Source organism: Altererythrobacter litoralis, assembly GCF_036324225.1.
Classification (GTDB): domain Bacteria; phylum Pseudomonadota; class Alphaproteobacteria; order Sphingomonadales; family Sphingomonadaceae; genus Erythrobacter; species Erythrobacter litoralis_A.
Genome location: NZ_JAZDQV010000005.1, coordinates 153,376 through 165,923 on the forward strand (window position 1 = coordinate 153,376; position 12,548 = coordinate 165,923).

11 protein-coding genes are annotated in these 12,548 nt (G+C 63.6%); 2 read left to right on the plus strand and 9 right to left on the minus strand.

Annotated features, from left to right (window positions below; translation table 11 throughout):
• Window positions 1–2: 2 nt before the first annotated feature.
• From VRS74_RS06980 to VRS74_RS06995, 4 genes are all read right to left on the minus strand, one after another.
• Window positions 3–569, minus strand: coding sequence for an ABC-type transport auxiliary lipoprotein family protein (locus tag VRS74_RS06980; protein ID WP_354144528.1), 567 nt, complete (start codon window positions 567–569; stop codon window positions 3–5).
• A gap of 71 nt (window positions 570–640) precedes the next feature.
• A complete protein-coding gene (locus VRS74_RS06985) occupies window positions 641–1,600 on the minus strand; it encodes an MlaD family protein (RefSeq protein WP_354144529.1) in 960 nt (319 codons plus the stop codon).
• 8 nt (window positions 1,601–1,608) lie between these two features.
• Window positions 1,609–2,475, minus strand: coding sequence for an ABC transporter ATP-binding protein (locus VRS74_RS06990; protein WP_354144530.1), 867 nt, complete (start codon window positions 2,473–2,475; stop codon window positions 1,609–1,611).
• A complete protein-coding gene (locus VRS74_RS06995; RefSeq protein ID WP_354144576.1) occupies window positions 2,472–3,584 on the minus strand; it encodes an MlaE family ABC transporter permease in 1,113 nt (370 codons plus the stop codon). The genes VRS74_RS06990 and VRS74_RS06995 overlap by 4 nt, the downstream gene beginning before the upstream one ends.
• Window positions 3,585–3,688: 104 nt before the next feature.
• On the opposite strand from VRS74_RS06995, the gene VRS74_RS07000 reads away from it, so the two are divergent.
• The gene (locus VRS74_RS07000; RefSeq protein WP_354144531.1) at window positions 3,689–6,415 is read left to right on the plus strand and encodes a valine--tRNA ligase; all 2,727 of its coding nucleotides are present in this window, start codon (window positions 3,689–3,691) and stop codon (window positions 6,413–6,415) included.
• A 105-nt stretch (window positions 6,416–6,520) separates the two neighbouring features.
• On the plus strand, window positions 6,521–7,255 hold the full coding sequence (locus VRS74_RS07005) for a 7-carboxy-7-deazaguanine synthase QueE (protein WP_354144532.1): 735 nt from the start codon (window positions 6,521–6,523) through the stop codon (window positions 7,253–7,255).
• 181 nt (window positions 7,256–7,436) lie between these two features.
• Here VRS74_RS07005 and VRS74_RS07010 read toward each other — a convergent pair whose 3' ends face one another.
• The 5 genes from VRS74_RS07010 to VRS74_RS07030 form a co-directional block, all read right to left on the minus strand.
• On the minus strand, window positions 7,437–9,182 hold the full coding sequence (locus VRS74_RS07010) for an ATP-binding protein (RefSeq protein WP_354144533.1): 1,746 nt from the start codon (window positions 9,180–9,182) through the stop codon (window positions 7,437–7,439).
• Window positions 9,183–9,270: 88 nt separating this feature from the next.
• Window positions 9,271–10,023, minus strand: coding sequence for a TIGR02186 family protein (locus tag VRS74_RS07015; RefSeq protein WP_354144534.1), 753 nt, complete (start codon window positions 10,021–10,023; stop codon window positions 9,271–9,273).
• Window positions 10,020–10,931: a sulfite exporter TauE/SafE family protein gene (locus VRS74_RS07020; protein ID WP_354144535.1), complete on the minus strand. Its 912-nt coding sequence runs from the start codon at window positions 10,929–10,931 to the stop codon at window positions 10,020–10,022. The genes VRS74_RS07015 and VRS74_RS07020 overlap by 4 nt, the downstream gene beginning before the upstream one ends.
• Before the next feature lie 57 nt (window positions 10,932–10,988).
• Entirely contained in the window at window positions 10,989–12,101 is a 1,113-nt protein-coding gene (locus tag VRS74_RS07025) for a hypothetical protein (protein WP_354144536.1), read from the minus strand.
• Complete coding sequence (locus VRS74_RS07030) at window positions 12,098–12,511, minus strand: glycosyltransferase family protein (protein ID WP_354144537.1); 414 nt, start codon at window positions 12,509–12,511, stop codon at window positions 12,098–12,100. The genes VRS74_RS07025 and VRS74_RS07030 overlap by 4 nt, the downstream gene beginning before the upstream one ends.
• Window positions 12,512–12,548 lie beyond the last annotated feature (37 nt).

Below are 12,548 nucleotides of genomic sequence, written 5' to 3' on the forward strand. Positions count from 1 at the left end.
CCCTATTGGGCAACCCAGTCTGCGACCTGGCGCGCCACGTCATTGGCTGCGCGATTGAGCGCTGCACCCACCGGGCCCGCTTCGGCGATCACGCCTTGCTCGACCGCTTCGAAGCGCTGCTGCTCGACCACTCCGTCGTCTCCGACCAGCATGGCGTCGAAACGCACCACCACTGCAGCGCGCGACGCGTCATAGCCGAATTCGCTGATCTGGCCGCGCAATTGCGGGGCACCACGAGCCAGCGGATCGCCGCCAGCCAGCACCACGCGCTCGGTCCGCACGCGGATCGTTTCGGCGAGCAGGCGGCGGAATAATTGCCCCGGGCGTTCGACCCACACAGCATCCTTCAGATAAGCCACATTGGTCGGGTCGATCCGCACGGGCACACGCAGAACGTCGATTTCGGCCGGAACCGCCAATTCGTTGAGCGCAATCGCCTGCCCTCGCGCAGCGCTGACCGCGCTGCCAGCCGGTGCAGACATTTCGGGAGTAAGGGTGAGGAGGCTTTCGGGCGGTTCCGCCCCGCCCAGGCTCACGCAGCCGCCAAGCGCCAGCAGCGGTGCCAGCAACGCAAGGCGCAAGGCACCCCGGGGTCGTTTCGCGAGTGACGGCATGGTGCCCCCCATAGTCATGGCCTTCCTCATGGCTTGTAGTCCGGCAGCGTTTCACCCTTCAGCACCGCGCCAGCGCCCTGGCTTTCGAGCCGTTCGGTCACCTTGCGCAGCGCGCGGCTGGTGGCTTCGAGATCGCGCAAGGTGGCTTCGGCCGCCGGGATCGTGGTCTGCGACAATTGCTGGGCGGCGGGTTCGGCCGCGTCGAGCGTTCTCGCCAGCGACGCCGAGGCTGCATTGACCGATTCGAGTGTGGCGCGAAGCCCTTTCGCCAGCGACTGGCCCTCGCTGTTGATCACCTTGTCGGTCGAAGCCATCACCTTCTCGAAGGAATCCAGCGCTTCGGCGGCCTCGGTCAGCGTCACCTGCAGGTCTTCAAGCGTGGCATTCACATGCGGTGCGGTCTCGGCGAAGCTGGCGGTCATGGCGTTCGTGTTCCGAAGGATCGCGGCGATCTCGTTCTGGTTGTCATCAGAAAGCACCTGCGTCATCCGCTCGGTCAGCGTGGCCAGCCGTTCAAGCAGCAGCGGCGCGTTCGACAGCAGCTCGCCCAGCCCGCCGGGCTTTGTCGGGATGGCCGGTACGCCTTCGGGGCATGCCGTCGCGCCGTCTCCATCGTCGCAGGTGATAGGCGGTGCGCCGCGCCGCGCACCGTCGAGCAGGATGGTGGAGACCCCGGTGAAAGAGCCCTGGATCGTGGCGGTGGTGCCGACCAGGATCGGCACATCGTCACGCACCCGTACGCGCACGCGCACGAACTCGGGATCTTTGTCCCACAGCTCGATCTCGTTCACCTGCCCCACGGGTACGCCCGCGAAAGATACTTCGGAACCCTTGGCCAGGCCCGAGACCGACTGCTGGAAGAAGATGTCGTAATCGTTCTGCTGCCCTTCGCCCAGCCGCGCGATCCACACGATGAAGGCGGCCAACGCAGCCAACAACAGCAGCGTGACCGCACCGACCCAGAGATGATTGGCCCGTGTTTCCATTCGCCCCTCTATGGCCCGCCGGGCCCGTCATTGTCCATCGACTTGGCCATGCTGTCTGCACGGACCTTGCTGTCGCGAGCGGCGCGCCCGCGCGGCCCGTTGAAATATTCGTCGATCCACGGATGGTCGGTCTTGAGCAGCTCGGGGATCGTGCCGACTGCAATCACCTGCTTGTCCGCGATTACCGCCACGCGGTCGCAAATCTCGTAGAGCGTGTCGAGATCGTGAGTGATCAGGAACACGGTGAGGCCAAGCGTCTCCTGCAATTCCTTGGTCAGACGGTCGAACTTGGCCGCGCCGATTGGGTCGAGCCCGGCGGTCGGCTCGTCAAGGAATAGCAGTTCGGGGTCAAGTGCCAGCGCGCGCGCCAGCCCGGCACGCTTGCGCATCCCGCCCGAAAGTTCTGAGGGATATTTGCTCACCGCATCGTCGCGCAGCCCTGACAGCAGCACTTTGTAGCGCGCGATGTCGCGCCGCAGGCTGTCCTCGATATCGGGATAGAACTGCTTGAGCGGCGTCTCGACATTTTCCCCAACCGTCAGCGTCGAGAACAAAGCGCCACCCTGGAACAGCACGCCCCAGCGGCTTCGCACACCCATATAGGCGTCGGGGTCGGCTCCCGCGATATTGCGGCCCAGCACTTCGATGCTGCCTGCCGCCGCAGCCTGCAGCCCAATGATCGCGCGCATCAGCACCGACTTGCCGGTGCCCGATCCGCCCACGACACCGATGATCTCACCGCGATTGACCGTCAGCGACAGGTTCTCGTGCACGACATGCGTGCCGAACTGGGTCTTGAGCCCTTCGACCACAATCGGGTGGTCGCCCTTGAAGCGTTCGTGCACTTCGGGCGCGCGCTGGCCGAGCAAATTCATCCCCAGCCAACCTCGGTGAAGAACACCGCGAAAAATGCGTCCAGCACGATCACCGCGAAGATAGCGGAGACCACCGCCATGGTGGTCCTGAGGCCCACCTCTTCCGAATTGCCGCGCACCTGCATCCCGTGATAGCAGCCAGCGAGCGCCACGATCAGGCCGAACACCGGCGCCTTGATCAGCCCGACCCACAAGTCGTGCGTCGGCACCACTTCCTGGATCCGCGTGAGGAAGGTCCAGAAGGGGATGCCCAATAATAGGTCGCCCACCACCGCACCGCCCACGATCGCGACCACCGATGCGTAAAAGCCCAGCAGGATCATCATGAAGGTGCATGCCAGGATGCGCGGCACCACCAGCGCTTCGACGGGCGAAATGCCGATCGTGCGCATGGCGTCGATTTCCTCGGTCAGCTTCATTGTGCCGATCTGCGCTGCGAAAGCCGAGCCCGAGCGGCCCGCAACCATGATCGCGGTCATGAGCACGCCCAGTTCGCGCAGCGTAATGCGCCCGACGAGGTTCACCGTGAGCGCTTCAGCGCCAAACTGTTCGAGCTGGACTGAGCCCTGTTGCGCGATCACGATCCCGATCAGGAAGCTCATCAGCCCGATGATCGGCAGCGCCGAAACCCCCACCAGTTCCATCTGGCGCACCAGCGCGGTCCCACGAAAGCGCTTGGGATGAATGAGCAGGCTGCCGCAAGCGATCAGCACCTGGCCGAGGAACCCGACTACGCCGACAAAGCCCTGCCAGCCATTTGTGACCAAGGCACCGGTGGCTTCGGGCACGCGCTCCCACACGGGCAGGCGCGGCGGCTCCAAGGCTGCATTGCTGTGCGCTGTGCCGACTGCAGCAAGCAATCGCTGCGCGCGCTCGTCCGCACCCATGATCTCGGCGCAATGGCGCTCGGCAAGCTGGAGCGCGACCCAGGCACCGACTGTGTCGATCTCGGTCACTCCGGCAATGTCGATCGCTTCGATTCCGTCCCTCACGGTGTAGAGATCCTGGTCGATCGCGCCGATGGTCGAGATCAGATAGGGGCCGGTGAGGATCAGCCTCCCCGCGCCGCTCTCGTCATGCTCGATTGAAAATTCGGCCCCGCCGCTCATGGCGGCAAGGTATGAGGGGAAAATCGAGCCATAACAAGCGCCCAATGGTACTGGTAGCATCTGTCGTTGCTTCGCAGCCGCAACATTGGCAAAGGCGGTGCCCTATGAGTACCGAATTATCCAAGACTTTCGACCCCGCTGCGATCGAAGCGAAGTGGTATGCCCATTGGGAAGCGAATGGCTGTTTCCGGCCCGAACGGCCCGGCGCCGAGCCTTTTACGCTCGTCAACCCGCCGCCGAACGTGACGGGAAGCCTCCATATCGGCCACGCGCTCGACAACACGCTGCAGGACGTGGTGATCCGTTATGAGCGGCTGCGCGGCAAGGATGCGCTGTGGGTGGTCGGCATGGACCACGCCGGCATCGCCACGCAGATGGTGGTCGAACGCCAGCTTGAGGAACGGCAGGACAAGCGCACCAATTACTCGCGTGAGGAATTCGTCGATCTCGTCTGGAAGTGGAAGGCCGAAAGCGGCGGCAAGATCACCGGCCAGTTGCGCCGACTGGGCTGCTCGATGGACTGGAGCCGCGAGCAGTTCACCATGGACGAGCACTTCACGCGTGCCGTTCTCAAGGTATTCGTCGACCTCTACAATGACGGGTTGATCTATCGCGACAAGCGGCTGGTCAATTGGGACCCCAAGCTGAAGACCGCGATTTCGGACCTTGAGGTCGAACAGCAGACCATCGCGGGCAGCTTCTGGCATCTCAAATACCCGCTTGCCGATGGCGTAACGCTCGACGACGGGCGCGACTATCTGGAGGTCGCCACCACAAGGCCTGAAACCATGCTGGCGGACATGGCGGTGGCGGTGCACCCCGACGATGAACGCTACAAGAGCGTGGTCGGCAAATATGTGGTGCTGCCGATTACAGGGCGGCATGTGCCGATCGTGGCTGACGAGCACGCCGATCCCGAACTGGGCTCGGGCTGCGTCAAGATCACGCCGGGGCATGACTTCAACGACTTCGAAGTGGGCAAGCGTGCGGGGATCGCCCCGGCTGACATGCTCAACATGCTCGATGGCGACGCCAATGTCTGCCAGACGGCGGACGGGCTGGTGCCCGCCGAATTTATCGGCCTCCACCGTTTCCGCAAGGACGGTGTAGACGGCGCGCGCGAACTGGTGGTCCAGCGCCTGAAGGAACATGGCTATCTCATCCCGCATGTCGCCGAGAAGGATGGCGAGCGGATCGAACACGATGCCGAACCGCGCCAGATCGCGACGCCATTCGGCGACCGCGGCGGAGTGGTGATCGAGCCCTGGCTGACCGACCAGTGGTACGTCAACGCCGCCGAACTGGCGAAGAAGCCGATCGAAGCGGTGAAGACCGGCGAGATCGAGATCGTCCCCAAGAGCTGGGAGAAAACCTTCTTCAACTGGATGGAGAACATCCAGCCGTGGTGCGTCAGCCGCCAGCTGTGGTGGGGCCACCGCATCCCGGCTTGGTATGACGAGGCCGGCAAGGTCTATGTCGCCATGACCGAAGAAGAGGCGCAAACGCAGGCAGGCGCGGGCGTGAACCTAATTCGCGACAATGACGTGCTCGACACATGGTTCTCATCCGCACTGTGGCCATTCGCCACGCTTGGCTGGCCCGAGAACACCGAATTGCTCGAAAAGCATTATCCCAACAATCTGCTGATCAGCGGTTTCGACATCCTGTTCTTCTGGGACGCCCGCATGATGATGATGGGCTATTACAACATGGGCCAGCGCCCGTGGGAGAAGCTCTATCTCCACGGCCTCGTGCGCGCGGCGGATGGCGCCAAGATGTCCAAATCAAAGGGCAATGTGGTCGATCCGCTCGGCTTGATCGACCAGTATGGCGCTGACGCGCTGCGCTTCTTCATGGCGGCGCTGGAAAGCCAGGGCCGCGACATCAAGATGGATGGGAAGCGGGTCGAGGGTTACCGCAACTTCGCCACCAAGCTGTGGAACGCGACGCGTTTCTGCCAGTCGAACGGGATCGGCGCTTCCACTTCCATCGCAGCGCCCGAAGCGAAGCTCGCCGCCAACCAGTGGATCATTGGCGAAGTGGCGCAAACCGTCGCAGCGCTCGAAGCCGCCATGGCCGATCTCCGCTTCGACGCGGCTGCCAACACGATCTACCATTTCGTGTGGGACCGGTTCTGCGACTGGTATCTCGAACTGATCAAGCCGGTGTTCCAGGGCGAGGCAGGCAGCCCCGCCGCGCAGGAAACCCGCGCTGTGGCCGGATGGGCGCTCGACCAGATCCTGGTGATGCTGCACCCCTTCATGCCCTTCATCACCGAAGAGCTGTGGCACGCGCAAGGAGAGCGTGAGTACGAACTCATCCTCGCCAAATGGCCGGAACCCGATGCCAGTGTGAGCAAGGAAGCGACCGATGCGATCGACTGGGTGATCGAACTGACCACTGCGGTGCGCAGCGCGAAGAACGAACTTGGCATTGCCCCGGGCGCGAAGCTCGCGGCCTTTTGCCCAGCCCCTTCCGATGTCGCGCAACGCGTGATCGAGCGCAGCAGCGCGGCGATCGAACGGCTCGCGCGATTGACGCCGGTTACACTGGGCGAGGCGCCCCCGGGGCCAGCCATGCAGGTGACCGCAGGCGACGACGTGTTCATCGTGCCGCTTGAAGGCGTGATCGATATCGACGCTGAAAAGGCTCGACTCCAGAAGGCGCTTGACGCTTCAGCCAAGGAAGCGAAATCGCTCGAAGGGCGGCTGTCCAACCCGTCCTTCATCGAACGCGCCAAGGCCGAAGCGGTCGAAAAGGCGCGCGCCGACCATGCCCATCACAACGCCGAAGTCGAGCGGCTACAGGCTGCGTTGGCGCGACTTGGTTAGGAAATGATCCGTTCGCCCTGAGCTTGTCGAAGGGCTGTCCTTATCCTTATTGTCGGGCCTGGCGAAACACAGGGCTTCGACAGGCTCAGCCCGAACGGAATGGATATGGCGCTAGCACTGGCAACAACCGTCCCCGGCGAACCGGAGATTTTCGCTTCGCTGCAAGGCGAAGGGCCAAGCGCGGGGATGCCGGTTGCTTTCATGCGCTTGAGCCGCTGCAACCTCGCCTGCGTGTGGTGCGACACGGCCTACACGTGGCATTTCGAGGGCGACAACCGGCCGCATCGCAGCGGCGAGATTTTCGAGCGCAAGGCCAACCAGGTCTCGCTGGAAGTGGCCGATGTCGCTGCGCGGATCGCTGCATTGGGGCAGACGCGCCTTGTCATCACCGGCGGGGAACCTCTGCTGCAGGCGGGCAAGCTGGCCGAGCTGCTCGCTCTGCTGCCCGACATCTCGGTCGAGATTGAGACCAATGGCACTGTGGCTGCACCCGCGCGGCTCGATATCCGTGTCGATCAGTACAACGTCAGCCCCAAGCTGGCGCATTCGGGCAATGACGCGGAGCTGGCGCTGATCCCCGAACGGCTCGACGCCTATGCCACGGACCCGCGCGCTTTCTTCAAATTCGTGATCGCATCCCCTGGAGACGTCGACGAAGTGATGGCGCTGCATCGCCGCTATCGCTTCCGGCCCGGCCATGTCTTCCTGATGCCCGAAGGCACCGACAGCGCTACTCTGCGCGAACGCGAGACATGGCTCTCTGAGCTATGCCTCGAGCATGGCTTCCGGATGAGCGACCGACTGCATATCCATCTCTACGGCGATACGCGCGGAACTTAGCCATTCTGGATTCCCGCGTTCGCGGGACTGACGAAACAAGAGGAAGGCGAGTTCGCAGGACGGAATTTTCGGGAGGGCGAGGCGAAAATGGCGGACTGCGAGAACCGGCGCGCAGCGACCAAGTGGGTCGTGAGCACCGGAAGCGCAGCAGGCTGCCGTTTGCAGCCCGCCATCGCGGAAATTACCCTTGCGAACGCCAGCGCTGGACGACGCGGTGGACGACCTCTTCCTCGCCGCCGGTTTCGTTCCACAGCTGCACGAAGCTCGGGTCTTCCGAAGCCGGGCGCTTGTTCTCTTCGAGATTGTCGAAGGCGACGCGGATCGGAATGGCGACACCTTCGCCGCAGACGATGCATTGGCGGTTGCGCAGCGCCGGGATCGAATCGAGGAAGCCGCGTGCACCTTCGGGCATGGCGGCGCGCACGAAGGCCTGGTCGCGTTCGTTGTTGAGGCGCATCGAGATGATCGTGCCGCACTGCGACAGCACGCCTTCGGCAAGGTCGGACGGGCGCTGCGTAATCAGGCCCAGCGAAATGCCGTATTTACGGCCTTCCTTGGCGATGCGGCTGAGAATGCGGCCAACCGACGAACCGTCGGCGTTCTTCTCGTTGGGCACGTAGCGGTGCGCCTCTTCGCAGACCAGCAGGATCGGGCGGGTCTTGTCGTCGCGGCCCCAGATCGCAAAGTCGAACACCAGTCGGCTGAGCACTGCCACCACGGTGCTGGTAATGTCCGACGGCACACCCGACACGTCGATGATCGAGATTGGCTTGCCGTCGCCCGGCATGCGGAACACCTTGCCGATGAATTCGGCCATGGTGTCGCCCACCAGCATCCCTGAGAACATGAACTGGTAGCGCGGATCGGCCTTGATCTCGTCGAGCTTGTTCTTGATCCGCATATAGGGGGCAGACGAAGTCGCCTTGTCGAGCTTGCCCATCTCGTCGAGAATCTTGTTCGAAAGGTCCGACAGGAGATAGGGGATCGGCGAATCCACCGTGATCTTGCCGAGATGTTCGGCCAGCCGGTTCTTCTGGCGCGCGTGCAGCAGGCACTTTGCAAGGATGTCTGCATCGACCTGCCGCTCGTTGCCCGCGCTGGTGAGCAGCACTTCGCAATGCTCTTCGAAGTTCATCAGCCAATAGGGCATCTGAAGGTTCGACACGTCGAGGATCAGGCCGGTCTGGCGGAACGCCGCCGAATATTCGCCGTGCGGGTCGACCATCACGATATGGCCGTCGGGTGCGGCCTGGCAGATGCGGTGCAGGATCAGCGCGGCGCTCGTCGACTTACCGGTACCGGTCGAGCCGAGCAGCGCAAAGTGCTTGCCCAGCATCGCATCGATGTAGAGCCCGGCGCGGATGTCGCGCGTCGGGAACACAGTGCCGATTTCGATATTGGCGCGGCCATCGCTGGCATAGACTTGTTTGAGGTCGGCCGTGGTCGCCGGATAGATCATCGCACCCGGAATCGGGTAGCGGGTCACACCGCGGCGGAAACCGCGCAACCGCCCGGTCAGCTTCTCCTCGACGCCTTCACCCAGGAAGTCGATATTGGCGAGGATACCGCCATTGGCGCGGCGATCCTTGCGCTGGTTGCGGACGCTGGCGAGCAACCAGCTATCGCCAACGCGGATCTTGATCTGGCTGCCAACCTGCCCGGCCAGAGCAATCGAAGGATCATCATCCTCCATGCATTCGTTGATCCGCTGTATGTCGAGCGCGATCTCAGACCCCGAACCGGCGATTTCGAGCACAACGCCGATCGGCATGCGCGCATTGTCGTCGGGAGCAGAAGAAGGCTTGGGCGCAGCAGCGCCAGCTGCGGCAGCCGCTTGCGCAACATCTCGCGGCGCAGGCGCAGCCTGCGGTTGCTGGCCGTTCGCCGGGTTGAACGAGTCGAAATTCTGATTGCCCATATCGGTCATGCAAAGCCCCAAGACGCGTGGAATTATTCGCCCGTGGGCCTAGCCGCACGAGGTTAAGATCGCGTCAACGATACCGATTTCTGGAAGATCAGATGAAGGCGAACAGGCGCCCGGCGACCCAGCCCATGCCGATCGAAAGACCGACGGCGATCAGCCCATAGAAGAGCGACCAGTTCTGCGAAAACACCTCGACGAACCGCTCGAAACCGACCTTGCGCACTTCGACCTCGGCAATGGCAGATGCAATCACGCGATTGTCTGAAATGGCAAAGGTTTCAGCGGTATATTGGCCCGTCACGACGTTCGAAGGCAGCCCGATTCGGGCCTGGTAGAGCACTTGCTCGCTGATTGTGACCCCACCCATGTCTTCCTTGTAGAGCCCTTGCCGCTCGCGAAGGTCGACCAGGCCGGATGCAAACCGCGCCTGCTTCTCCGGTTCGATCTGCCCGGTCGGGGACAGCTGGATGAATTCGGTTCCCAGTTCGTAGATCGCGGCGGTCCGCTCATCGACGATTTCTTCGACCGGGCGCGAGGCCGCGACCGCGAAAAACGAGGGTGCCGATCGGAAATCGGAGCTTTCGGCATTCATCCAGATGCCGAGAATCCGCTCTTTCTCGCGGAGCCGGATCGGTTCAGTCGGACCCTTGAGCACAACCACGATGTCGTAATTCGAACCGCCGCGCTGGCCACGCGGATCGAGAATGGCGCCGTAGAGCAGTAATTCCGTGCCGGTGAAACCCTGGCGCACCTGCACCTCGCTTTGCGAAACGGCGGGCACGAGGATCGCGTCGCGCTGCCCCATCAGGAACAGCGCCGCGATGATGAGGAACAGCGCCCTCATAGCGGCGCCACCGTGTAGATCTCGTCGGGCTGGACACCGAGGCCGAACAGCATCCTCAGCGCAACGGCGAGCACGATAGCCGCCAACACGAGCCGCAGAATCTCTGGTCGCGCCTTGAGCGCGATCTGCGTACCGAACTGCGCGCCGAGCACAGAGCCGAGCAGCAGCAACCCGGCCAGCACGATATCGACCGCCTTGGTCGTCAAGGCATGAACCATGGTGGTGGCCATGGTCACGAAAAGGATCTGGAACAGCGAAGTACCGACCACGACATTCCCGCTCATGCCCAGGATGTAGAGCATCGCCGGCACCAGGATGAACCCGCCGCCAACACCCATCAGCATTGTCAGGATACCCACCAGCACGCCGAGGATGAACGGGGCGAGCGGCGAGATGTAGAGCCCCGAGCGATAGAAGCGCCAGCGCATCGGCAGCGCTGCGACCAAAGGATGGTGGCGCCGCTTGCGCACTTGCTGCGTCGCGCCTTCGCGCGGGCGAAGCGCGCTGAGCGCTTCGCGCAGCATCAGCGAACCGATCGCGCCGAGCAGCACCACATAGAGCACATTGATGACGACATCGATCTGCCCCACCGCCTGCAGAACGCGGAACAGCAGCGCCCCGATCATCGCCCCGAATATGCCGCCCCCGACCGCGACCGAGCCGAGCCGGTAGTCGACCCCGCCGCGGCGGCTGTGCGCAAGCACACCCGAAACGCTGGCGCCAGTGACCTGAGTCGCAGCCGAAGCCGCCGCAACCGTGGGCGGAATTCCGTAGAAGATCAGCAAAGGCGTGGTGAGGAAGCCGCCGCCCACGCCGAACAGGCCCGAGAGAATTCCGGTCAGCCCACCCAACGCGACGATCAGAAGACCGTTCACTGAAAGATTCGCGATGGGGAGGTAGACGTCCATAGCGTGGGCCTAGCCCAGCGAGGTTGCGGATTAAAGCGGCAGTAGCCCCGCTATCGCCTAAAACCGTGTCGAAAGCGTCACGGCAAGGCCCGAGGGCGGCTCGGCCTCACCGGCGACGCGCTCTCGGTAGTCGACCGAAAGCCGCGCTGGCGCCTCGCCGATCGACAGGTCGAACCTCACGCTCGGCCCGAGGTCGATCCGTTCCGCACCCTTTTGCGCTCCGCCCCAGGCCGCCGCGCCGACACTCACTTCGCCCAGGTCGAAGCTGCTCACGCTGCGCAGCAAGTGCAATTGCTCGTCGGCGAATGGGGTTGCCGCTTCGCCACCAACATAGCCCGCCTGTGCATAGGCTTCGCCGCGCAGGCCAACAGGCAGGCGCACAGCCGGGAGTTCGGTCGTGACGAAGCCCGCCGGCCGCAACCTTGTGCCGTCGGCAAATTCGGTCACGCGCAATTCGGCATGGGCGCGCAATGGTACTCGCGAAAAGGGGCGGGCCGAAAGCCCGGCTGCCAGTTCGCTTTCACTTCCTGAAATCAGCGCGCGATAGGCCCGGACATAGGCCTGCGGATCACGCGCATTGCTCGGCGAAAGGTGATAGCGCAGAACAGCGCCAGCCTGGCTGGCGCCGTATGTCGGGGCGCGGCCTTCTGAAACCGCCCCGCTGCCCGAACCCGCGCGCCACAAAGCCCAGCCGTCAAGCGACCAGCGCTCGACCCCCGGCAGGCTACGCTTCGGCAATGCAGGAACGACGGAACCCGGCGGGACGGCCCGGGCTAAACGCTCGTTCACCGCTTGCGGCACAGGCAGATACGACATGGCTGCCATCCACAGCAGCTGATGCCCAGCTGACGCATGCGGTGCTGCGCTCAGGGGTGGAGCGACCGGGTCATTCCATGCCAGCGGCGCTGCAACGCTGGGGACATAACTCGGAGTATAGGTTTCCGAGAGATTGGTGCTGACCCTCGGTTCCTGATCCGGTGCGGCGGCCACCGAGGGCATTTCGCGAGAGGCAAGGACTGGCGCCACAAGCTCGCGCAGTTCGATCGCGCCTGGCAGCGGGGATTCCCACATGACCACGCGCGACCCCACCCAAACAGACAGCCGCACTGCCAGCATGATCAGCGGCTGGCCGCGCCGCGGACGCTCTGAAATACCTTTATTTCCAATCACGTGGCACTCCCCGCGCGTTGCGTCTTCTGGGGCACACCACGCGCCGGATGATCGAAATGCTGCGTCTTATCCCACGCGATGGCCTGCCCGGCCAGTGTCCCGACATAGGCCACGAACGCGCGGCGCCCTGCCATGATCGCGATGATGTTGGTGATGGGGAAACGCAGCACCGCCCGCAGCCCCTCGGCGGCGGCATATTCGCGCGTCGTGAAGGCAAAGCGCATTGCTCCGCGCCACAGGAAAGCGGCGAAGTTCGCAGCGAGCAGGATCGTGAGTGCCGGGGTCAGCTCTATCGCCTGCCCGAAACCAAGGGCCGCCGCCACCCAAACCAGCGCCGCGATCGCCAGCAGCAAATAGCCGACGAACAGCACCAGCGCCGTCAGCGGGCCGCGCCGGTCTCGCATCCGCATCCATTTTTCCACCAAGCTTGTTGCTTCCCCAGGCGGG

What these genes read in the sequence shown, in the direction of transcription:
- VRS74_RS06985 (WP_354144529.1), bottom strand. Translation starts at nt 1,600, where the DNA reads ATGGAAACACGGGCCAATCATCTCTGGGTCGGTGCGGTCACGCTGCTG.
- VRS74_RS06990 (WP_354144530.1), bottom strand. Translation starts at nt 2,475, where the DNA reads ATGAATTTGCTCGGCCAGCGCGCGCCCGAAGTGCACGAACGCTTCAAG.
- VRS74_RS06995 (WP_354144576.1), bottom strand. Translation starts at nt 3,584, where the DNA reads ATGAGCGGCGGGGCCGAATTTTCAATCGAGCATGACGAGAGCGGCGCG.
- VRS74_RS07000 (WP_354144531.1), top strand. Translation starts at nt 3,689, where the DNA reads ATGAGTACCGAATTATCCAAGACTTTCGACCCCGCTGCGATCGAAGCG.
- VRS74_RS07005 (WP_354144532.1), top strand. Translation starts at nt 6,521, where the DNA reads ATGGCGCTAGCACTGGCAACAACCGTCCCCGGCGAACCGGAGATTTTC.
- VRS74_RS07010 (WP_354144533.1), bottom strand. Translation starts at nt 9,182, where the DNA reads ATGACCGATATGGGCAATCAGAATTTCGACTCGTTCAACCCGGCGAAC.
- VRS74_RS07015 (WP_354144534.1), bottom strand. Translation starts at nt 10,023, where the DNA reads ATGAGGGCGCTGTTCCTCATCATCGCGGCGCTGTTCCTGATGGGGCAG.
- VRS74_RS07020 (WP_354144535.1), bottom strand. Translation starts at nt 10,931, where the DNA reads ATGGACGTCTACCTCCCCATCGCGAATCTTTCAGTGAACGGTCTTCTG.
- VRS74_RS07030 (WP_354144537.1), bottom strand. Translation starts at nt 12,511, where the DNA reads ATGCGGATGCGAGACCGGCGCGGCCCGCTGACGGCGCTGGTGCTGTTC.